This window comes from Glaciecola sp. HA4-3 (assembly GCF_055693685.1).
This window is the reverse complement of the sequence record NZ_CM146340.1, coordinates 2,768,575-2,789,509: the sequence shown is the minus strand read 5'-3', so window position 1 is coordinate 2,789,509 and position 20,935 is coordinate 2,768,575. Positions and strand designations below refer to the sequence as shown.

21 protein-coding genes and 1 pseudogene are annotated in these 20,935 nt (G+C 41.1%); 9 read left to right on the top strand and 13 right to left on the bottom strand.

All coding sequences use genetic code 11. The features are described from left to right. The 3 genes from ACZ1G6_RS13425 to pilM are packed head-to-tail and all read right to left on the bottom strand — an operon-like array spanning position 1 to position 2,405. Positions 1 to 594 carry a type IV pilus inner membrane component PilO gene (locus ACZ1G6_RS13425; protein ID WP_472618990.1) on the bottom strand — a complete coding sequence of 198 codons (594 nt, stop codon included), beginning with the start codon at positions 592 to 594 and terminating at the stop codon, positions 1 to 3. 15 nt (positions 595 to 609) lie between these two features. Further along, on the bottom strand, positions 610 to 1,191 hold the full coding sequence (locus tag ACZ1G6_RS13420) for a PilN domain-containing protein (RefSeq protein ID WP_472616745.1): 582 nt from the start codon (positions 1,189 to 1,191) through the stop codon (positions 610 to 612). Beyond that, the gene (gene pilM / locus ACZ1G6_RS13415) at positions 1,191 to 2,405 is read right to left on the bottom strand and encodes a type IV pilus biogenesis protein PilM (protein WP_472616744.1); all 1,215 of its coding nucleotides are present in this window, start codon (positions 2,403 to 2,405) and stop codon (positions 1,191 to 1,193) included. Before pilM ends, ACZ1G6_RS13420 begins: the two co-directional genes overlap by 1 nt. On the opposite strand from pilM, the gene ACZ1G6_RS13410 reads away from it, so the two are divergent. Together ACZ1G6_RS13410 and ACZ1G6_RS13405 are read left to right on the top strand one after the other, a co-directional pair. After that, positions 2,386 to 5,118: a penicillin-binding protein 1A gene (locus ACZ1G6_RS13410; RefSeq protein ID WP_472616743.1), complete on the top strand. Its 2,733-nt coding sequence runs from the start codon at positions 2,386 to 2,388 to the stop codon at positions 5,116 to 5,118. The two genes, pilM and ACZ1G6_RS13410, sit on opposite strands and share 20 nt — an antisense overlap. A 38-nt stretch (positions 5,119 to 5,156) precedes the next feature. Beyond that, positions 5,157 to 6,851, top strand: coding sequence for an NAD-dependent malic enzyme (locus ACZ1G6_RS13405; RefSeq protein ID WP_472616742.1), 1,695 nt, complete (start codon positions 5,157 to 5,159; stop codon positions 6,849 to 6,851). A 52-nt stretch (positions 6,852 to 6,903) separates the two neighbouring features. Here ACZ1G6_RS13405 and ACZ1G6_RS13400 read toward each other — a convergent pair whose 3' ends face one another. The 9 genes and pseudogenes from ACZ1G6_RS13400 to argC form a co-directional block, all read right to left on the bottom strand. After that, entirely contained in the window at positions 6,904 to 7,086 is a 183-nt protein-coding gene (locus ACZ1G6_RS13400) for an SDR family oxidoreductase (protein ID WP_472616741.1), read from the bottom strand. Beyond that, positions 7,083 to 7,676, bottom strand: coding sequence for an SDR family NAD(P)-dependent oxidoreductase (locus ACZ1G6_RS13395; RefSeq protein WP_472616740.1), 594 nt, complete (start codon positions 7,674 to 7,676; stop codon positions 7,083 to 7,085). Before ACZ1G6_RS13395 ends, ACZ1G6_RS13400 begins: the two co-directional genes overlap by 4 nt. A 63-nt stretch (positions 7,677 to 7,739) precedes the next feature. After that, the gene (argA, locus tag ACZ1G6_RS13390; protein WP_472616739.1) at positions 7,740 to 9,062 is read right to left on the bottom strand and encodes an amino-acid N-acetyltransferase; all 1,323 of its coding nucleotides are present in this window, start codon (positions 9,060 to 9,062) and stop codon (positions 7,740 to 7,742) included. A gap of 2 nt (positions 9,063 to 9,064) precedes the next feature. After that, a complete protein-coding gene (gene argH / locus ACZ1G6_RS13385; RefSeq protein ID WP_472616738.1) occupies positions 9,065 to 10,462 on the bottom strand; it encodes an argininosuccinate lyase in 1,398 nt (465 codons plus the stop codon). Positions 10,463 to 10,475: 13 nt separating this feature from the next. Next, positions 10,476 to 11,688 (bottom strand): annotated as a pseudogene (locus ACZ1G6_RS13380) (argininosuccinate synthase). A gap of 49 nt (positions 11,689 to 11,737) precedes the next feature. After that, positions 11,738 to 12,664, bottom strand: a complete 927-nt coding sequence (locus ACZ1G6_RS13375; protein ID WP_472616737.1) for an ornithine carbamoyltransferase — start codon at positions 12,662 to 12,664, stop codon at positions 11,738 to 11,740. A gap of 23 nt (positions 12,665 to 12,687) precedes the next feature. Next, positions 12,688 to 12,822: a hypothetical protein gene (locus ACZ1G6_RS13370; protein WP_472616736.1), complete on the bottom strand. Its 135-nt coding sequence runs from the start codon at positions 12,820 to 12,822 to the stop codon at positions 12,688 to 12,690. An 89-nt stretch (positions 12,823 to 12,911) separates the two neighbouring features. Continuing rightward, on the bottom strand, positions 12,912 to 13,484 hold the full coding sequence (gene argB, locus ACZ1G6_RS13365; RefSeq protein WP_472616735.1) for an acetylglutamate kinase: 573 nt from the start codon (positions 13,482 to 13,484) through the stop codon (positions 12,912 to 12,914). Then, positions 13,485 to 14,543 (bottom strand): N-acetyl-gamma-glutamyl-phosphate reductase, encoded by a 1,059-nt coding sequence (gene argC, locus ACZ1G6_RS13360; RefSeq protein WP_472616734.1) that lies wholly within the window; start codon positions 14,541 to 14,543, stop codon positions 13,485 to 13,487. A gap of 390 nt (positions 14,544 to 14,933) precedes the next feature. Between argC and ACZ1G6_RS13355 the strand changes: the two genes are divergently transcribed. The 7 genes from ACZ1G6_RS13355 (at position 14,934) to ACZ1G6_RS13325 (ending at position 19,491) form a co-directional block, all read left to right on the top strand. Further along, positions 14,934 to 15,881 (top strand): methyl-accepting chemotaxis protein, encoded by a 948-nt coding sequence (locus ACZ1G6_RS13355; RefSeq protein WP_472616733.1) that lies wholly within the window; start codon positions 14,934 to 14,936, stop codon positions 15,879 to 15,881. 3 nt (positions 15,882 to 15,884) lie between these two features. Next, positions 15,885 to 16,433 carry a methyl-accepting chemotaxis protein gene (locus ACZ1G6_RS13350; protein WP_472618989.1) on the top strand — a complete coding sequence of 183 codons (549 nt, stop codon included), beginning with the start codon at positions 15,885 to 15,887 and terminating at the stop codon, positions 16,431 to 16,433. An 88-nt stretch (positions 16,434 to 16,521) separates the two neighbouring features. Further along, entirely contained in the window at positions 16,522 to 17,001 is a 480-nt protein-coding gene (locus ACZ1G6_RS13345; RefSeq protein WP_472616732.1) for a DUF6436 domain-containing protein, read from the top strand. A 26-nt stretch (positions 17,002 to 17,027) separates the two neighbouring features. Next, positions 17,028 to 17,216 carry a DUF3012 domain-containing protein gene (locus ACZ1G6_RS13340; RefSeq protein ID WP_472616731.1) on the top strand — a complete coding sequence of 63 codons (189 nt, stop codon included), beginning with the start codon at positions 17,028 to 17,030 and terminating at the stop codon, positions 17,214 to 17,216. 136 nt (positions 17,217 to 17,352) lie between these two features. After that, positions 17,353 to 18,471, top strand: a complete 1,119-nt coding sequence (locus ACZ1G6_RS13335) for a zinc-binding dehydrogenase (protein WP_472616730.1) — start codon at positions 17,353 to 17,355, stop codon at positions 18,469 to 18,471. 263 nt (positions 18,472 to 18,734) lie between these two features. Beyond that, positions 18,735 to 19,010, top strand: coding sequence for a hypothetical protein (locus tag ACZ1G6_RS13330; RefSeq protein WP_472616729.1), 276 nt, complete (start codon positions 18,735 to 18,737; stop codon positions 19,008 to 19,010). A 37-nt stretch (positions 19,011 to 19,047) separates the two neighbouring features. Then, a complete protein-coding gene (locus ACZ1G6_RS13325; RefSeq protein ID WP_472616728.1) occupies positions 19,048 to 19,491 on the top strand; it encodes a PEP-CTERM sorting domain-containing protein in 444 nt (147 codons plus the stop codon). Between the two features lie 54 nt (positions 19,492 to 19,545). Here ACZ1G6_RS13325 and ACZ1G6_RS13320 read toward each other — a convergent pair whose 3' ends face one another. Beyond that, positions 19,546 to 20,934 carry a DsbA family protein gene (locus ACZ1G6_RS13320; RefSeq protein ID WP_472616727.1) on the bottom strand — a complete coding sequence of 463 codons (1,389 nt, stop codon included), beginning with the start codon at positions 20,932 to 20,934 and terminating at the stop codon, positions 19,546 to 19,548. Position 20,935: the final 1 nt, after the last annotated feature.

The following is a 20,935-nucleotide window of genomic DNA, read 5'->3' as shown; positions in this document are numbered from 1 at the left end:
CTATTGCTCCGTATTCTCTGCACGATAGGTCTTCGCTTGCATCTGTAATCGTAACTCATCATTTTGTCTTGAAATAGTAAAATCATGCAAGGTGACTATTCGAGGCAGGTTTGCCACATTTGACGTAAACATGCCAAATTCATGATAACTGCCTTGCACTTCTATTTGTATTGGTAGCTCGGTGTAAAACTCTTTTGGAATGTCTTGCTGCCAATTTATTAGCCTAAACGACAGTCCTGCATCCGTTCCAACAAATGTTATGTCATCTAATAAACCAGGTGTTTCATTACTGGTTGGAAGCGATTTTAACATTGAAGAAAAATCTTCCTGTATCTCGGCAAATTGCTTTTTGTATGCGTCTAAATTGATCGCAATACGACTCTTTGTCTCAAATGTCTGTCTTAATTGCAACTCTGTTTGTTGAACGCTCTCAAGTCTAGGGAGCTTATCAGACACAATAAAGTAGTAACTTGCAGCAGAAACAATAACCGCACACATCAGCGCTACTACAATTTTAATTTCTTTTGGCCAAATAGCAACCTGCTCGAAATCTAACTCATTGAGTTCTTTTAATTTATTTACATCAAAATCTATTTTCATGTCTTTTACCTATTCCCCACTATTGTCTTGTGAAGGACTTGTTTGGCCAAAGTCATTGGATATTGTAAATCTTAGTTCGTAATTGCTGACTGCGCTAATACCCGAGCGATCTGCAACGATACGAGATAAAACAGGGTCTACAAACAAATCAGAGTCTTCCAATGAACGCATGAATGCAGATAGTCTGTTGTTTGACTCGCTGATTCCTACGATGCGAATTTCGTCGCCAGTACGTGTCATTGTCTCAAATGACACACCTGTCGGTACCAGGCGAGCAAGCTCATCAAATACCAAAGGAGTAAGGTTTCGACTAATCTGTAATTGCTTTATCAAGGCCATGCGCAAGCTGATTGCGTCTCGGGCCGTGGTAATTTCTTTTATTTCAGCAATACGACCATCGAGCAGCGTAATCTGATTTTCTAAATACTGGTTTCGGCTATTTTGGTTATCAATTCGTTGATCAACAAATTGACCAATGAACCAAAACACCCCAAACGCGACTAATGCGACACCAAATAGTGACGCTAAATAATTAGTTTTTTGTTGCTGCCTGAGGTTCTCACGCCATGGCAATAGATTGACATGTGCCATTATTTAAGCTCCCTTGTTGCAAGACCGACGGCTATCGCGAGTTGCGGCGCAACCTTATAAAACCGTTCCTTGTTAACTTTTGAGTCTAAGCTCATTTGATCACAAGGGTTAAATATATCTAAAGGCAGACCTAAGTCACGGCGCATGAGTTCTACAAAGTCGGGGATGTTCGCCAAGCCACCGGAAAAGAATATTTTACTGGGCATTGGCTTGTGCGTGCTGGATGTAAACATTTGTAAGGAACGCTGTATCTGTTGCTGCAAGCTGGCAAAAAAGGTCGTAGCAGATTCAGCAAACCATTGTTCAGGCGCATTGCCACTCACGATTTGGTTTTCGACTTCTTGTACATCAATACCATGAATTAGCGATAAGTCTTTATGTAGCTTGCTCATCCCAAAAGTGTGTTCTTTGGTATAAATTATCTTACCATCATGGATGACGGTTAATTGCATAAGTGATTCACCAACATTAAAACAGCACAATGGCTGGTCGCTTGTTTCATCTTGTTGGTTATAGTGTAAGAAACACTCACCTAGTACGTTTGTTTCAATTTCGACTAGCTTTGGCTCAAACATTGCTTCGCGAACAATCGTAATGCGACTGTCGACCATAGATTTGGGCGCACCACTTAGCAAGACTTCAATTTTGCCAGACCCGGTATCAACTGAATCTAATTCTTCAAAATCAAAATAAACAGTATCAATAGGGACCGGAATAAGGCTTTCGCCTTCTAATTCGATAGAATTTTCCATTTCAAAATCGGTTTGACCCGGTTCCATATAAATAACTTTGCTAAATGCAGAAGGGCCTGACACCGCCAATGCACATTCTTTGCTGTTATTTTTAAGTGCCAAGCGAACTTTTTGCAAAGCTTTGCTCACTGCGTCGAAATCTTTAATTTCACGCTCAACAAACGCGTTGCCGGAAATAGGTTCGCACGCGTAGCCTAAGACTTTTGTACTGCCAGCACCGACTTCTAAGCTTATAGCTTTTACAAACTTAGTGCCAATGTCTAAACCGACGACGGTTTTAGCTTTTTTGAAAAAAGCGACTTCATATGTTGGTAGCCTACGTTGGATTACAGTATTATATGCAGTATATAGTACTTCGATTGTTATTAAGTGTGTATCTGTTAACGACACATACGTATAAAATTTAAGTAATTTCTTCAAATATTCGAGATTAGTATTTTCTGTGAAAGTTATAAAATCCATTTTAATTGTCGGACTCATTAGTCTCATATTAGGCGTCACTTCTATTGTTGGCCTTTACTTATACTATCAGGACGAACTACCTAGTGTCGATGTTCTTCGTGATGTTCAGCTTCAAACACCTATGAGAATATATACGCAAGATGGCGTTTTAATCTCTCAATACGGTGTAAAAAGAAGAATACCCGTTACGCTCGACGACGTCCCCGAGACATTAGTGCAGGCACTAATTGCCACCGAAGATAGTAGATTCTACGATCATATTGGCGTAGATCCAATAGGCGTTGGTCGCGCAGTCCTTAATTTACTAGTAACTGGTGAGAAAGGTCAAGGGGCAAGTACACTAACCATGCAACTTGCGAGAGGTTTTTTTGGATTAACAAGAAAAAAAGAATATTCTAGAAAAATCAAAGAAGTATTCATCGCTTTGAAGATGGAAAGAGAATTAAGCAAAGATCAAATTCTAGAATTATACCTAAATAAGGTTGAACTTGGTCATCGTTCGTTCGGAGTAGGAGCAGCTGCTCAGGTATATTATGGTAAACCTTTACAAGAATTAAATCTGGCGCAATTGGCTACACTTGCTGGATTGCCACAAAGACCCTCAGTGCTTAATCCAATCAGTAACCCAGAACTATCAAAAGAGCGCCGTCGAATCGTCTTGTTACGTATGCTTGATGAAGGTTATATTACTCGCCAGCAATTTGATGAGGCTGCTTCAGCGCCTGTTACCGCAAATCGACATGGGTCTGAAGTAGATCTTGATGCACCATATTTGGCGGATATTGTGTATAACGAAATGGTCAGTATCTACGGGAAAGAGATTGCCGAGACAAGCGGTTTTAATGTATTTACAGCGGCTCATTCTAAGAATCAGGCAGCCGCACAAAAAGCAGTAGTACAAAACCTGCATGATTACGATGAGCGACATGGTTTTAGAGGCGAACTTGCAAGACTTTGGACGCCTATTACGGAAGCCTTGTTGCAAGAATCATCGTTGTCACTTCCTGTTACACCAGAACAAATAACAAAACTTGAACAAAAACATGGCCCATTGACCCCTCTAGACTCGCAGCAGATATCAGAAGCTTTAAAAGAGTACAAAAAAATAGATGCATTAATCCCAGTTGCCATTACAACGGTGCATGAACAAACAATTGAGGTGCAAAAGCAATCAGGTGAGCGTTTAGAGATTTCATGGGATGGATTGGATTGGGCGCGTACTTATATTAATGACTTTAGGCAAGGGCCTGATCCACAAGTGGCATCAGATATAGTGCAAGAAGGCATGGTAGTTTATGTCCGCCAGCGTCCTCAAGATAATGTGTGGCAGTTGTCCCAGTTTCCATTAGCATCAAGCGCCTTTGTTTCTGTAAACCCCTTTGACGGTGCAGTCGAAGCCGTTGTTGGGGGTTATAGTTTCTACAACAGTCAATTTAACCGTGCTACACAAGCAAAGCGGCAGGTCGGATCTAATATCAAGCCATTTATATATGCTGCAGCATTAGACAACGGCTACACCATTGCCAGCATTATAAATGATGCGCCAATTAACCAGTGGGACGCAAGCTCTGGTGTTGCATGGCGACCACAAAATTCACCACCAGAATATGATGGCCCAATTCGCATGAGAACTGCGCTGGGTAAGTCGAAAAACGTCGTATCGGTAAGACTTTTGCGTGCAGTGGGTTTGTCTAATGCAAAAGAATATTTGTCGAACCTTGGCTTTGAGAGAGACGATATTCCCTTAGATGAAACGATGTCGTTAGGTTCTGGTGCCCACACACCATTACAAGTAGCAAATGCGTTAGCAGTAATTGCTAATGGTGGATTTGCAGTACGCCCTTACTTTATTCAACGTATTGAAAATAATGACGGCGAACTATTATGGGAAGCGGACCCAATTTACGCTTGTCAGCCCTGCGACGGATACGACATTCATGGCAACATAGTCACAAAAGACGACAATAACGACACTACAGTTGCTAATGGGCAACAAGGCCAACAAAATGAAGATAGCGAGGCGTTGTTGGCAGCCTTGTTTCAAAATGGTGATCTAAGTGCAGAGCTTCAATCTGAATCAGACACACCTAAAATTATGAAATCGGCACCAAGAGTAATGTCTGAACAAACAGCATTTTTGGTGTCTGAAATGATGAGAAGCGCTGTTAGAGCAAACGGTCGTAATGATTACTATTGGATTGGAACAGGTTGGCGAGCCCGTAATATTCTGCAAAGAACTGATATAGGGGGTAAAACGGGCACAACCAATGACTCAAGGGACACTTGGTTTAGTGGCTTTGCTCCTGGTTTAGTTGCAACCTCCTGGGTAGGTTTTGATGACAACGTCCGTCAATTAGGGCGCGCGACTCGAAACCAAAATTTAGTGGCAAAAAACACCAGTCGATTTAATTGGATTGGAAACGCATTGATTGGTGGTGAAGATGGCGCAAAGGCAGCCCAGCCAGCATGGATTTATTTTATGAAAGATGTTCTTGAGGGAGAACCTGAGGGCATAAAAGATATTCCTGATGATATTGTTCGGGTGCGAATTGACCGAAAAACCGGTCTGCTGACTCGAAAGACCGATGACTCGTCAATGTTTGAATATTTTATTAAAGGGACTGAGCCAACAAGTTATGCGCTTGAAAACTCGCTTGCTTTGCCGATAGAAGAACAAACAAAAGAAAAAGATGAATTAGAAGATCTATTCTAAACTACCCTATAACTTACTATTAATTGTTAAGGCTTTATATGTCTGCCAATGATAATCAGCGCTACCTCTATACCCATTATGCTGGCCCTGCATTACTTGAAACACCTTTGTTAAATAAAGGAAGCGCTTTTACTGAAAGAGAGCGCAAATCTTTTAACCTGTTAGGTTTGGTACCGCCACGTTACGAATCTATTGATGAGCAAGTCGAACGCGCCTACTTACAATATTCAAGTTTTGTAAGCCCACTGAATAAGCATATCTTTCTTCGGGCGATTCAGGATAACAATGAAACTTTGTTTTATCGATTGCTACAAAAACACATCGAAGAAATGATGCCTATTATCTACACACCCACCGTTGGGGAAGCGTGCGAACGTTTCTCAGATATATATCGCTCATCACGTGGGTTGTTTATTAGCTATGAAGAACGTCACATGATGCGAGATATCTTGCGTAATGCGACCAAACGTAAAGTACGAGTTGTTGTCGTTACAGATGGTGAGAGAATTTTGGGCTTGGGTGACCAAGGTATTGGTGGCATGGGCATTCCAATAGGAAAGCTTTCCTTGTACACCGCATGTGGCGGTATTAGTCCTGCATATACCCTGCCGGTAATGTTGGATGTAGGTACTAACAACCAAAGTCTCTTGGACGACCCTATGTATATGGGCTCTCGTCATCCTAGAATTGATCAGCAGCAATATGATGAATTTTTAGACATGTTTATTAAGGAGATTTCTGCAAGATGGCCTGAAGCGATGATTCAATTTGAAGACTTTGCTCAGCCAAATGCGATGCCGCTATTAAATCGTTACAGGGATCAAGTGTGTTGTTTTAATGATGATATTCAAGGCACGGCCGCCGTTACTCTAGGTACCATATTAGCGGCTTGTAAGGCAAGAGGCGATAAGCTCTCGCAAATGAAAGTTGCTTTTGTTGGTGCTGGCTCAGCAGGCTGTGGAATTGCTGAAATGTTGATACAACAAATGATGTTTGAAGGCTTAACTGAGGAAGAATCGAGAGCTCGCGTATTTATGATTGACCGTTATGGTTTATTAACGCAAGAGATGCCAGATTTAAGGGATTTCCAACAACGCTTGTCTCAGCCAAGCACAAATATTAGTCAATGGGAGTTTTCCACCGAATATCCATCACTTATGGATGTCGTAACAAATGCTAAGCCAGATATTCTTATAGGTGTCTCTGGTCAACCAGGTTTGTTTACAGAACAAGTCATTCGCACCATGACAGAATATTGCACTACACCTATTATATTTCCACTGAGCAATCCTTCTAGGCAAGTAGAAGCACGTCCAGAACAAGTCATTGAATGGACGGATGGAAATGTTGTCATTGCAACAGGCTCGCCCTTTGATGCGGTCACATATAAAGATAAGTCATACCCCGTGGCTCAGTGCAATAACAGCTATATATTTCCCGGGATTGGTTTAGGTGTGATTGCAAGTAAAGCTCGCCTAATCAGTGATGAGATGTTGATGGCATCAAGTAATGCGCTTGCTGACGCTTCTCCGTTAGCAAATGGAGAGTCAGATTATTTGTTACCAAGGCTTACTCAGATCACTGAGTTATCGCGAAAAATTGCGTTTGCAGTAGCCAAAGTTGCGATGGAACAAGGACTTGCTTTGGAACTGTCTGATGAGGTGCTTCTAGAGCGCATCGAAAGCCATTTTTGGCACGCAGAGTATCGTACTTATAAACGTGTTAGTTGGTAAGGAATCCGAATTTTAGCAAGTCACGACTAAGTGTGACTTGCTAGCAAACTGCTTATCGACCAAGTGATGCGTGGACAATGCCTCCATCTAATGTGATGGTGTCTCCAACCACATAATCGCCTGCTTTACTGGCAAGATAAATAGCAGTACCTGCAAGATCATCATCACAGCCAATTCTGCCCATTGGAATGTGTTTCCCAAGTTCTTGAGCATTATCACGAGCCTGAGTATTCATATCTGATGCAAATGCGCTTGTAGAGCAATAGAGCTGACAACAATGTTGTCTTTAACCAATCGAGCAGCTAAACGTTTTGTAAGATAAATGAGTCCAGATTTCGATGCATGATAACTATAGGTTTCCCATGGATTTAAGCGCTGTCCGTCTATTGAACTTATATTGATAACTTTTGAAGGAGTGCCATTTGTCCCTGCCGCTTTTAACAAAGGGTATAGAGCTTGGGTCAAAAAGAAGGGGGATTTGAGATTTAAATCCATGACCTTATCCCACCCAGACTCAGGAAATTCTTCAAACTCTGCTCCCCATGCTGCACCTGCATTGTTCACTAAAATATCTAAAGTGTTTTCTTTCGCTGAAAATGCGCGTGCAAGCTCTTGGGCCCCTGCAACGCTTGATATGTCTTGAGCAATTGCATAACAATTAGGTCCAAGCTCTTTGGCTGTAGCTTCACAATCATGCACTTTGCGAGAACTTATATACACCTTGGCACCTTGTGCAATAAAGGCATTAGCAATCGTTTTACCTAAATTGCGAGAGCCCCCAGTAACAAGGGCAACCTTGCCTTCTAACGAAAATAAATGATGCATATCGATATTAACTCCTCTTGCTGTGTGCCTTGCTTTATAAATGTTTACATGTCCAAGATAACGCTAGTCTAGTGTTAGCACAAATACTTTGGAGTTGCGCGTGAAGTTGTATCCTTTTTGTTTAGCTTTTGGCAGGGAGTCGATAGACTTTTCAACAAAGCCTTGTTCTAAAAACCAGTGACTAGTTACTGTTGTTAAAACAAATAGGCGACTTATTTGATATAGTCTTGCTCTGTTGCTTAAGGCTTCTAATAATCTTTCCCCTCTATTTTTGCCTCGGTAGTCTCGATGCGTCGCTACACACGCTACTTCTGCGCTATCGTCATCGTCATAGATGAACAGGGCAGCGCAAGCGATGATCATACCGTCCCGTTCTATTACAGTATATTGATCAATCTCGTTTTCTAGGTTTTCACGTGAGCGTGCTAATAATGCGCCACTTTCTTCTAGGGGCTTAATTAATTTTAATATTCCGCCCACATCGTCAATAGTAGCGCTACGTAATTGTTCATAATGTGTCTGCATCACCAAACTGCCATGCCCATCTCGGGTGAAGAGCTCTTTTAAAATTGCACCGTTGTGATGATAGCTAACGCAATGAGCACGTTCTATGCCTGCCGAAACAGTGTCTATCATAGCACTTAGACAGGTAGCTTCTGCGTGTAATAATTGTTCGCTCACTAACATTTGTAGTTTGTCTAATTCAATAGTACGAAGTAACTCATGGTGATTGTCTTTAAGCGTAAATAAGCCTTCATGCTCAGATAAAGTAATTAACTTATCAGCTTGTAATGCAATTGCAGCTTGAGTAGCAACATCTTCATGAGATAAGTTAAATACCTCGCCAGTTGGGGAGTAGCCCATTGGCGACAATAATACGATTGAACCATCGTTAAGCTGGTTTTGAATGCCACTTACGTCAATTCGACGAACGGTGCCGGTATGTTCATAGTCTATGCCGTTTCTAACGCCTATTGGTTTAGCAATCACTAAGTTTCCCGAACATACCCTTATACGAGCGCCATGCATAGGTGAGTTAGGCAAGCCAAGTGTTAAAAGCGCTTCGATTTGACTGCGTAAAGAGCCTGATGCATCTTTCACACATTCAAGCGTGTCTTTACTTGTAATTCGTACACCATCAACAAACCGTCCATGAATATCACGTATCGTCATTCGCTCATCAATCTGCGGCCTAGCACCATGTACAATGATAATTCGGATACCTAGACTGTGAAGTAAAGCGATATCTTGTATGAGCCGCTCAAAGTTATTCCTCTGGACAGCTTCTCCACCAAACATGATCACCATGGTTTTACCACGATGTGCGTTCATGTATGGCGCTGAATTTCTAAATAACCTTACGCTGTCTTCATGGGATAATGTCATGCCTATTCCTTATGGCTAATTTTAAGGGTGTCTAGTTCTTCAAGTGCAAGATACAGCGCTTTGGTGACATTTTCTTTACTCGTTCCTCCTAATTGATTGCGCTTATTTAAGACAGCATCAAGTGTCAACCACTCATATACATCATCGTTGATACTTGAATGAAGGCTTTGCAATGTACTAAGTTTCATATCTTCAAGAGCAACACCAAGTTCAATTGCTTTAACCACCGCTTGTCCTGAAATGTCATGGGCAGTTCTAAATGGAATATGTTTTGCGACTAAGTAATCAGCCAATTCGGTGGCATTAGCATATCCTTGTTGAGCGGCTGTCCTGCAAACGTCTTCATTAAGAGCCAAACTATTGAGTACTTCCACACCAATACATAAGCAAATATGCCATTGACTGACAGTATCAATAGCGCCTTCTTTGTCTTCCTGCATATCTTTATTGTATGCCAGTGGAAGGCCTTTCATGGTAACTAAAAGTCCCTGTAAGTGACCAAAAACGCGGCCACATTTTCCACGCATTAATTCTAGTGCGTCAGGATTTTTCTTTTGCGGCATAAGCGAAGAACCTGAGGTAACATCATCGCCAAGCTGCAAGAACCCCGCTTCGCCTGAGTTGTAAAAAATAAGGTCTTCGGCCATGCGTGATAGGTGCATCATACTGGTACTGGCAACAAACAATAGCTCCAGTACGAAGTCTCTATCAGACACTGCATCAAGTGAGTTTAAACAAGGTCTATCAAATCCTAAGTCTTTAGCAATTGCATCTCTATCTACCTCAAATGTTGTCCCTGCAAGCGCACCGCAGCCCAAAGGACTTTGATTGAGACGTTTTTGTAAGTCATCAATACGACTGATATCTCTTTTTAGCATTTCAACATATGCTAAGCACCAATGACTAAAATAGACAGGTTGAGCACGTTGCAAATGTGTATAGCCTGGAATAACGACTTCTTGATTAAGGTTTGCAGCTTTGAGCAATGCTTCAATAAAATTGATACAGTCTTGTTTTAAGCCGTGCAAATGGTGTTTGACCCATAGCCTAAAATCGGTGGCGACTTGATCATTTCTACTTCTGCCGGTATGTAATTTGCGACCTAAATCGCCCAAGTCGGCCGTCAGGTGCGCTTCTACAAAACTATGAATATCTTCTTCTTGTGATTGGCTAAAATTGATGTTTCCTGCTTCTATATTGGCAAGTAAAGCATTGAGTGAAGCCTCAATATCAATTTGTTCACTTTTTTTCAAAACACCGGCTCTAACCAAAGCTTTTGACCACACAATTGAACCGAAAATATCTTCACTTGCCATAACATGATCAAAGGGGAGTGAATCATTGACTTGTTTGAACATATCACTACTACCGGATGAAAACCTACCGCCCCATAACGCCATAACTCTGTTCCCTTTAACGATTTTGTTGTTTATTTAAATATGCAATACGGCTAGATAAGCTAAATAAACGAATAAAGCCCTCGGCATGAGATTGGTCATAAACATCATCCTCACCAAAGGTAGCAAAATCTTCACTATATAGGCTGTTGGGAGATTGGCGCTGAATGACGTTAGCGTTCCCTTTGTATAATTCAATCACAATTTCACCGGTAACCAATTGTGCAAAGCTTTGTGCACTGGCAAGTAATGCATCATTGAGCGCTGTAAAATAGCGGCCATCATACATAACGTGCGCGTATTCAAGGCCAATTTGTTCCCTAAATTTAAGAGCTGACTTGTCAAGCACTAAGCATTCTAACGCTTTATAGGCCTTCATCATTAGAGTGCCACCAAGGTGTCTCATAGCATCCTCGTGACTTCATACCAACAAGTCTATTTTCTACAATATCAATACGGCCAACACCATGGCGACTGGCAATTTCGTTTAACTTGACTAAGGCATCATATGGACTAAGCGATTGACCGTTAACATGTGTTAAACGACCTTTATCAAAATGAACAGATACATTTTCAGCCAACTCTGGCGCATCTTTTGGGTCAACGGTCATTGTCCAAACATGCTTACTTGGCGCATTCCAAGGATCTTCAAGTTCACCGCCTTCGTGAGATATATGCCATGCATTTGCATCACGACTATAAATTTTTGTGGCCGATGCACTTGTTTTAATATCACGTTTAGCTAGGTAATCTAATAGATCTTCTCGTGAGACCATGTCCCACTCACGCCATGGCGCGATGACACGAAGGTCAGGCGCGAGTGCAGAAAATGCGCCTTCAAAACGAACTTGATCATTGCCTTTACCTGTACAGCCATGGCTTAATGCATCGGCACCTACTTTTCTAGCCACCTCAACCTGCGCTTTGGCGATAATTGGCCTTGCCATCGAGGTACCTAATAAATAATCGTCTTCATAAACCGCTCCGGTGGTAATCGTTGGGTAAATGAAATCACTCACAAATTCGTTTTTTAAATCGACTATATGGCATTCACTTGCGCCAGATGCAATGGCTTTTTCTTCCAGTCCATCAAGCTCTTCAGCGCCTTGACCCACATCTGCAGCAAATGCGACTACTTCACAGTGATAGTTTTCTTTTAGCCATGGCACGATGGCACTTGTGTCTAAACCGCCTGAGTATGCCAAAACGACTTTGTTGATGTCAGTCATAATTGTTTCCTAATAAAAAATATAATGTAGTTAAGCAATGCATGATTGCTCACTCAAAAATGTCAATATCGCTAAGCAAATGGCACATGATGGCATTTTGTGCATGCAATCGGTTATTTGCTTGTTGCATTAATAAAGATTGCGCAGAATCCATTAAAGTACCGCTAATTTCTAAGTCTCGATGAGCAGGTTGGCAATGCATCACATATTTGGCTTGTACTGCTTGCATTAATTGCTCGTCAACTTTGTAAGGTGCAAACGTATCTTGTATTTGGCTAAGTGGTGTGTCGTCACCCATTGAAAGCCAAGTATCGGTATAAACGATATCACATCGCTCAATCTGTAAAATATCATGTGTCAATGTAAGTGATGTGTTATTTGTATGCGCAAGTTGGGCAGCTAACTTTGCAATGTCTGCGGAAATCTCATGCCCTTTTGGCGTGACTACAATTTGATTGCATCCTAGCAGGGCCCCTAAAATTAACAATGAATGCGTTACATTGTTTCCATCTCCTATATAAGCAAGCGTTTTACCTTTTATATCACCTAACGCTTCATTTATTGTGATGTAGTCTGCCAATGCTTGGCACGGATGATATAAGTCACACAAGGCATTAATTACCGGTACATCGGCTCCTTTTGCAAGCTGGACTAGTGTTTGATGTGAGTACACTCTAGCGACAATACCATCGGCCCATTGACTGATATTGGCGCCAACATCTACAGGATCTTCACGCTTTACTAAGGGTTCTCCTTGGCTATCAACATATACCATATGACCACCTAATTTATGAATACCAATATCAAAACTGACTCGGGTTCGCAAAGATGGTTTTTCAAATAAGGCTACAATGGATTTCCCTTGTAAAGGCTTTCCGAATTTCTTTGGGTCTGATTTTAAAGCAAGTGCAAATGCCAATAATTGTCTGGCATCGTTGGCTTGCCAATCAGCAAAGCTTAGTAAATCAAGGTGCATAAAATATCCTTTGCTTAAGAGTCTTAGTAAGGTAGCACTTGTGTGCCACACTCGTTTTGGTCTATCAGTAGTTGCCACGCATCATCCCAACTGGCAATTGTGACCCCTTTGTTGATTGCGCAAGCAGCTTTATAGGCGGCGTTTACTTTTACGGCCATGCCATCGCTGATGATAGTCTCATCAATAAGACGTGTAATATCGTCGATACATAGCTCTGGGATAAGTTGCTGATTAGCATCAAGTACACCTATGGTACATCTGCAAAAAAGTACAATTGAGTATCTAATAATTCAGCAATACAAATAGCAGCATGATCGGCATTTACATTATACAGTCGTCCTTGTTGATCTTTGCCTATAGAGCAAACCAAGGGCACTATATTGGCGCCAATAAGCGCCTGTAAAATTCCAGCATCTTTTGCTGTTGGTATGCCGACAGCACCTATGTTTAGTGGGTGCTGTGTGCATATCGCCATATTGCCGTCCGCCAGGCTAATACCTGCGGCGTTAATGCCATGCTTTGTGCATTCGCCCACAAGTCTTTTATTAAGTTGACCCGCCAGTACACCTGTCACAATGGGCATGTGCGAGTCAGGCGTGACCCTCAGTCCGTCTTGTTTTGTGCTATTTATGTTTAATTGTTCTAATTGCGCTATTACTTGCGCGCCACCGCCATGAACTAAAACCACCGGCTTATTCATAGCGTGCAAAGCGGCGATACTTTTTAGCAGCGCAGCCGGCCCGGTAAGAGGCGATGTATGTTGGTCGAGTACATCAAAAAATGATCCGCCGACTTTAATTACAATTGGTGCATGATTCATTTACAAAAGTCCCATAGTTTCATCAAAACCAAATTGTATATTTGCGCATTGTACGGCTTGTGATGATGCACCTTTCAAAAGATTATCAATGGCACTTGTGATCACTATGCATTGCTTGGCTGAATCAAACGCAAAACCGATATCACAAAACGGCGTATATACCACGTCATCAAGTTTTGGCATGTTTTGTTTAATTCGCACAAGTGGTTTATCGGTATAAGCATTGTCATAGACCTTTTCGATATCTTCGGCGCCTATTCCAGGTAAGGTGAATGCTGTGATTGTGGCTAATATCCCTCGTTTAAATGGCCCAAGGTGAGGCGTAAAAATTACAGGTGTATTTGCATGCTCTTCTATTTCTGGCATATGCCTATGGTTTAATACGCCATATGCTTGAAGACTGACTTCACAAAAGCTAGTCGTTTGAGATGCTTTTTTACCCGCACCACTCACGCCTGAAACAGCGTTAATGACAGGCAAGCTTTGCGGTACTAAAAGACTAGCTTGAACAAGTGGTTTTAGGGCAAGTATTGATGCGGTTGGGTAACAGCCCGGCACACTAATATGCCGTGATGATTTAATAGCGGCTTCATTATGCTCTGCTAGACCATAAGCCATTGATTTTTGCAGTGATGTGTATTGGTGTTCAAACCCATAGTTTTCGTGAAAGACAGCACTATTAGAAAGACGAAAAGCGCCAGACAGATCTACGACTTTTGCGTTGCCGTTTGCCATTAGGTGCAATGAGTCATGACTAAATTCGTGTGGCGTTGCCAAAAAAATGAGATCGTAATTGTGTTGAAGTTTACTCAATTGTGTTTTTGATAGTGATAACACTGTCAATGAACAGATAGCTTGCAACTGCGAGTGGATATGGTCAATTTGTTGTTTAGCATAGACACTATTTTCAGATACGTAGCAACTTTTCAAATCAAGTTTAGGGTGGCGCATTATTATTTTAATGAGCTCTGCACCGGTGTATCCACTTGCACCAATTACACATGTTTTTAGTCTTTCATTTTTCACAATTTCATCACTTAATGTTGATACTTTAGCCACATAAAAAACCTTTGAGTCAATAATGAATTTTTATATCACACGTGGCTCTGATGATATTTTTGTTAACAAGCTACTAACATATTAAATATAATATAAAATACGGATATTAATTAACACTTACACCTAACTCTTAGTGGAAATAGATATTAGCTATTTATGTATATTTATGCAATTAAAATATATAAAAATTCATTTTGTATATTGTGTTATTCCCGTTAGCCATGGACATGCATGACAGCGTGTTAGATAAAAATAATAAAAGGAAAATTAAGCGTTTAGGCGCCATTTTTTATTGTGAGGGGTTTTTTCTATGGGTTTATATACAGAATATAAGGCGCAAGCCGATACTTTTAACACAGAAATCATATTTTCATGTTAAAAGGTTTTGTTATGCAAGCTTCAATAAAACAGGTCAATCTAAGCACTGAATCATCGAAACTATTTGTGTGGGTTTTGATTGCTCAATTAATGATGTCTATTGTGATTGGCTATATCACAGGGACCTTGTTGTTGGGAATAGTGGCTGGGCTTTTTATTATTTCACTCCCAATATTTTTAGCGATTAGTCAGCCTAGTGCAGTAATTAGCCATCATGCGATTGCCATTGGTACGCAGTTGATGGCTGCGCTGCACATTCAACAGACTATGGGTATGACCGAAATGCACTTCCAAGTCTTTGTCTTGTTGGCCTTTTTGTCATTTTTTAGAGATTGGAAGGTGATTGTCACAGGCACTGTGGTGATTGCTGTTCATCATATTGGAGGCTTTATCTCACAACATATGGGCGCAGGAGTTGTTGTGTTTGAAGCGCAAACGCCATCGTTTATTATTTTACTTATTCATGCCGCTTTCGCCATTTTAGTATGTGCTGTTTTATCTGTAATGGCACATGGCGCTGCTAGGTCACATAATATAGCGGTAAAAGTTAATACCTATATTAGTCAAATAGTAAAGGATGACGGCACCTTAGATCTGAAAGAGTCTAATATTCCTAATGACCAGGAGTTACTAGCATTATCCAAGATGCTCAGAGCTGTCAAATCCTTAGCAGCGCAATCAAGTGCAGTGGGCAATGCCTTGTTAGGCATCGCCGAAAAGGTCAGTCATTCTTCAAGTGAGTTAGACCGCACTGTGATTGATCAAAATCAGCAAGTTAGTGCAATATCCCAATCAATGCAGAATATTACCCAAAGCATCCATGATGTGGCAGAGTTGTCACAACATGCAAACAGCATGGCTGACGGGGCGAAGCAAAATACTCAAGATACAAAACTTGCGATTGAAAGTAGTAGCGAAAATATTGGAGAATTAAAATCTACCTTGCAAACTACCTCCTAGGCCATTGGTGATTTAAGCACAAAATGTGAAAATATTTCCTCGGTAATGCAATCAATAAAGTCAGTTGCAGAACAAACAAATCTGTTGGCATTAAACGCCGCTATCGAATCAGCTCGCGCGGGTGAGCATGGCAGAGGATTTGCTGTTGTTGCTGATGAAGTTAGAAATTTAGCGATAAAATCAAAAGAAAGTGCAGAAGAAATCGAACACATTACTGCCATGTTAACACAAAGCGCAAATGACTCGGTGCGTAATATGGATAAGTGTGTTGATGTAGTGGAAAGGGCCGTCGAGTCTTCTGAAACGGCAACGTCTAATATGGTGAGCGTGTTTACCAATATTCAAAGCGTTAATGATAATGTGACCAATATGGCTGGTGCAGCAACCGAACAAGCCAAGGTTTCAGACACGGTAAATGAATCAACTCAGAATTTAACGGTGCTTTTTGAGAATGAACGTACACAAGTTGAATATTTGAAAGCTGACGTTAAAGAGCTTTCAAGCCTTGCTGATGAACTAGATACACAGCTTAGGCAATTCAAAATAGCGTAGGACACATGTGAATACAAAGTTATGGTTGGCTACATTGTGCATATGGTTTGTAATAGCGTCGGGGGTCATTTTTTACTCGAATACTACTTTGAGTAGAGCCTTTGACCCTAAGCTATCCTTATCATCTAAATTGCAGGGATTGAGTTTTGAAGATGATTTACTTCAAATAATTTCTCCTTTTTTAAACGCAACACAAAATCAAAATAATGATGCATATGCCGGTACGCTTTTGCATATCACTCAAGGCGGATGTTTTTGCGAGTACTTGGCACAAAAACATATCGAAAAGCTGGATAATTGGGCGCAAGAAAATTACTTTACTAGCCTTCGCATCGATGCGACAGATAGCGCAGAGCTATTAACGTTTATTCCTGCCACTCCAGCAGTATTAGCGTTAGATAGCGCTGGCAATATTATCTATCTTGGGCCTTATTCAAGGGGAATGGGTTGCTTTGGTAGTTCAGGTAAAATTGACGAGCAATTGAAAGCATGGGGCAAGTTAGACTCAAGCAAAGGCATCAATAGTGTGATAGATACCGACGCAAAAGGTTGTTACTGTCCAACATAAACTAACTCAATAAAGGAAGTAAAATTATGAAAGACACATCAAAATCTCATTTATCGAAAGTAATTATTATATTGTTCGCTATTTTTACCATTAATGCTTGCTCTGCGCTAAGTGGGACTAAGCTATGGTGTAAATATATGGAAGAGAAACCTAAATCAGATTGGAGCCTAAATGATGCTACCGAATATGCTAAAAGCTGCGTGATTGAGGACTAACGCGCACTGACATGTAATATGTATCGACTAAAATCAATATGGATTTTGATGATAGTCGTTTAAAACTAGACTTGAGTGTTACACCTTGGACTTGCGTGTTAGATTGTATTCATAAAATGACTAACGAGGTGATACCATGAATACAAGTAAACAACTTTTTACCCACATTTCTTCGCAGGGACAATTAACGCTTACATTAGACCAACTTGACGTACCAAATCCTAAGGCCCACGAAATTATAGTAAAAATTGAAGCTGCGCCAATTAATCCTTCTGACATGTGGCCAATGTTTGGTCCTGCAGATTTGAATCAAGCTAAATTTGATGCTAGTACACAAAGCCTTACGGCACCTCTATTTCCTGGAATGGCTGCTAGGATAAAACCTCGTTTGGATCAAAAGTTGCCAATTGGCAATGAAGGAGCAGGTGTTGTTGTTGCTGCTGGTGATAGCCCGCAGGCTCAAGCGTTGATGGGCAAAATGGTGGGCGTATTGTCTGGCGCTACGTATAATCAATATTGTTGCGTTCCTATACAGGCATGTATTGTTCATAACGAAGGAACAACAGCTCGTCAAGCCGCTTCTTCTTTTGTTAACCCCTTGACCGCCTTAAGCATGGTGGAAACCATGCGTCTTGAAGGACATAGCGCATTGGTGCACACTGCCGCAGCGTCGAGTTTAGGTTTAATGTTAAATAAGATTTGTCTAGAAGAGGGTATTGATTTAGTTAATATTGTTAGAAAACCAGAGCAAGTTGAATTATTAAAGTCTATAGGCGCAAAACATGTGCTTAATTCATCTGATGAGGACTTTAAAAAACAGTTGTATTTGGCAATAGAAGAAACGGGAGCAACGCTTGCATTTGATGCAATTGGTGGAGGTTCGTTGGTTAGTGATATTCTTAGTGCGATGGAAGCGGTTGGAAGTAAAGAGGCGCTAGGTTTTAATACTTACGGCTCGGCCGAGAATAAACAAGTTTATATATACGGCGGTCTAGACTTTTCACCTACTATTTTAAATCGTGCATACGGCATGACTTGGGGGATTGGTGGATGGTTGCTAATGCGTTTCTTAGCTAAACTAGATGTTAAGCAAGTGCTAGCGATGCACAAAAAAGTCGCAGATGAGATTAATACTACCTTTGCTCTTGAATTTACCGAAGAACTTAGCCTTTTAGATGCAATGCAGCCTGAGGTCATTGCAAAATATAATGCCAAGAAAACCGGCGAAAAATACTTTATTAACCCTTCAAAATAAACGGTCCTTACTAAAAATAAACGGTCCTTACTAACAAACATGTGATGTTAGCCTATCTATTAAAGATAGGTTTGCATCGCATGTGATAACTATGGATTAGCTTCTGCAAGATTAAGTGTCAGATTTTTTTACATCCGCCGTTTTTAACGTCGCCCATGGTCTTAAAAATACTATTAAGAACAGTGGTTTGCAGTGTTGGCTCGATTTGTGCATTCAAAAGTTGAGATAAGTGGAATTTGTAGTATTTAAGGAGAAATTTCCTCATGTTTAAGAAATTAGCAGGTGCGTTGATTGCATCAAGTTTTGTAATTACAAGTGCGCAAGCTGCGCTTATTAACGTTAATGTTGCATACGGTGCTGCAGATGCTGCCAGCGCAGAAGCGGCTTTTGTTGCAGGTTCATTTAGTTACGTAACTGAAGACTTTAACGGATTTGACGCAGGTAACGGCGTTTACACTGGGTCTCAGCAAGAAAAATATGTTGATACTAACAGTGTCTACAATACTGCTGTTGGCAGATTTACAATGACAACACCTTAGTGCACAAGATCGTGGTGAAGTATTACCAGGCAATCTCATGATTGAAAGCAGTGCAACGGGTGAATTCGGTCGTAATATTCCAAAAAGCACAGGTGATTTTTGGCTTGATAGTAATGATGGTCAAGTAGTTACTTGGGATTTCGTTAACTTCGATAGCAGCTTTGATAGCTTAGGCTTCCAAATTGTTGATGCTAATGACAACCGTGCTCATTTAGTACTTCGCTTTACCGATAATACTACGCAATCTATTGCGTTGGATCGTCCATTATCAAATGGAAACATTGCTTATGTAAGCTTGTTTTCAGATGTCGCAATTTTAGGTGCATCTTTAGTGTTCGATAATAATGGGGACACTTCAAAGACAACTAATGATGGTTGGGGAATCGACAACATTACCGTTGCCAAGGTTTCTGCACCAAGCACAATTGCAATGATGGGCTTAGGCTTGCTAGCCGTATCTGTGTTTAGACGCAGAAGCTAGCGTGTGTTAGAATTAAAAAAGCCCTCATATTGAGGGCTTTTTTTGTTATATCGTTTAGGTCCTGTCGCTCAATAATTGCTGTATTTGTCTTTCGATAAGCCAAAGTCGGTCTTGGCCCCATGTAGCAAATATTTGTTCGCCATGCTCATCTAAAATGCGAAAACTGGGTACCCCCCAAATTCCTTGCTGATACATGATTAATCTGTTTTCTTCTAGCATGCTTTCCCAACCCGGTTCATTAAGGTGTAATTTAGCTTCTTGCCAATCAAGACCTGCTTGCTCAACAACCGTTTTTAAGCCTGCCGCACTATTGGTATTAATCCCTTTTGCAAAAACGCAATTAAAAAAGCTTGAGAAGAATGCTATCTCTTTACCCTGTGCTTTGATCCATGGATAAAGTGAGTAGGCCTTGCGTACAGGCTCGCCTATCGGATCGTAAAAATTACCATATTCAACCCCTGCAGCGTGGGCCTCTCTGGCGGTATCCATAAAAATGTATAAGCCTTTCTCAAGAGTCGCAGGGACGCCACGCATTACCATTGGCAAAACCGGTTTAAGGACTAATTTAACGCCCGTATGATTGGCCAGTGCGACAGTCCGGTCAAAACATATAGCGCTGTATGGACTGCGTAATGATGCATATATTTCTAGGGTGATTGTACCGGTGTCTTTTAAATTGCCAGAATATAAAGAAGGTCGGTCGATTAAAAGATCTTGGTGTTCGGCAGTATCCAGACCTAAACGTGCAAGTCTTTTCTCTAAATGATACAAACGGTCAAGGCCCCAGTACCACTCATTAGCATAATACAACATTGCGCCCCAGTAATGCTTTAAGCTATCTCTACGCGTCATGCCTTTGTTAATGACGTCTGCTGCTGCGTCATCACCAGCGACACCATACTGTAAAGCGAGTGCTTGAAGAGCTTCCTTGTTGCTTGTCCACATTGCCTTCCCGACGGATGCTGCACATTTGATAAAAGAATCTGAATCTTGCGCAGCCAAAATACGTGTCGCTAGTTTTATTAGTTCAGGCGGTAGAGTTTCTTTGACTTTAGGAAACTCAAGGCCATATTCTGAGGCTATGTTGCTCGCGTCGTCATGAGACAATCTAAATAATAGCTCGGGTTCTGGTGTGTTATCATCTGAGCTTCCTTCGACAAGATAACAAATGAGTGTTATTTGATATCGCTGAGCTAATGATTGCAACACTTGTGCGACCAGATGACTGTATGCATCATCAACTTGATGAAAATATTCAATACAGTGCTTTTCACCAGCTTTCTGTCGTTTTGCTTCAGCTTTACGATGTCGTCGATTTGTTCGGGTTTGACTAAATAAATAGGTCATCGCTTTTGACAGCACCCAACGCCTCAATCTACTTGGATTGGATTCACTCGCGCCACCGCGGCGCGTAAATTCGACTGTGGATGAAGGTTTTTGCATA

Bases quoted from the DNA above. Each gene is read 5' to 3' on its own strand.
- ACZ1G6_RS13395 (WP_472616740.1), bottom strand. From the start codon at position 7,676: ATGCATCATTTATTTTCGTTAGAAGGCAAGGTTGCCCTTGTTACTGGG.
- ACZ1G6_RS13400 (WP_472616741.1), bottom strand. From the start codon at position 7,086: ATGAATACTCAGGCTCGTGATAATGCTCAAGAACTTGGGAAACACATT.
- ACZ1G6_RS13420 (WP_472616745.1), bottom strand. From the start codon at position 1,191: ATGGCACATGTCAATCTATTGCCATGGCGTGAGAACCTCAGGCAGCAA.
- ACZ1G6_RS13355 (WP_472616733.1), top strand. From the start codon at position 14,934: ATGCAAGCTTCAATAAAACAGGTCAATCTAAGCACTGAATCATCGAAA.
- ACZ1G6_RS13325 (WP_472616728.1), top strand. From the start codon at position 19,048: ATGATTGAAAGCAGTGCAACGGGTGAATTCGGTCGTAATATTCCAAAA.
- argH (WP_472616738.1), bottom strand. From the start codon at position 10,462: ATGGCGTTATGGGGCGGTAGGTTTTCATCCGGTAGTAGTGATATGTTC.
- ACZ1G6_RS13405 (WP_472616742.1), top strand. From the start codon at position 5,157: ATGTCTGCCAATGATAATCAGCGCTACCTCTATACCCATTATGCTGGC.
- ACZ1G6_RS13330 (WP_472616729.1), top strand. From the start codon at position 18,735: ATGTTTAAGAAATTAGCAGGTGCGTTGATTGCATCAAGTTTTGTAATT.
- pilM (WP_472616744.1), bottom strand. From the start codon at position 2,405: ATGGATTTTATAACTTTCACAGAAAATACTAATCTCGAATATTTGAAG.
- ACZ1G6_RS13340 (WP_472616731.1), top strand. From the start codon at position 17,028: ATGAAAGACACATCAAAATCTCATTTATCGAAAGTAATTATTATATTG.
- argB (WP_472616735.1), bottom strand. From the start codon at position 13,484: ATGAATCATGCACCAATTGTAATTAAAGTCGGCGGATCATTTTTTGAT.
- ACZ1G6_RS13370 (WP_472616736.1), bottom strand. From the start codon at position 12,822: ATGGCCGTAAAAGTAAACGCCGCCTATAAAGCTGCTTGCGCAATCAAC.
- argA (WP_472616739.1), bottom strand. From the start codon at position 9,062: ATGACATTATCCCATGAAGACAGCGTAAGGTTATTTAGAAATTCAGCG.
- ACZ1G6_RS13335 (WP_472616730.1), top strand. From the start codon at position 17,353: ATGAATACAAGTAAACAACTTTTTACCCACATTTCTTCGCAGGGACAA.
- ACZ1G6_RS13320 (WP_472616727.1), bottom strand. From the start codon at position 20,934: ATGCAAAAACCTTCATCCACAGTCGAATTTACGCGCCGCGGTGGCGCG.
- ACZ1G6_RS13375 (WP_472616737.1), bottom strand. From the start codon at position 12,664: ATGCACCTTGATTTACTAAGCTTTGCTGATTGGCAAGCCAACGATGCC.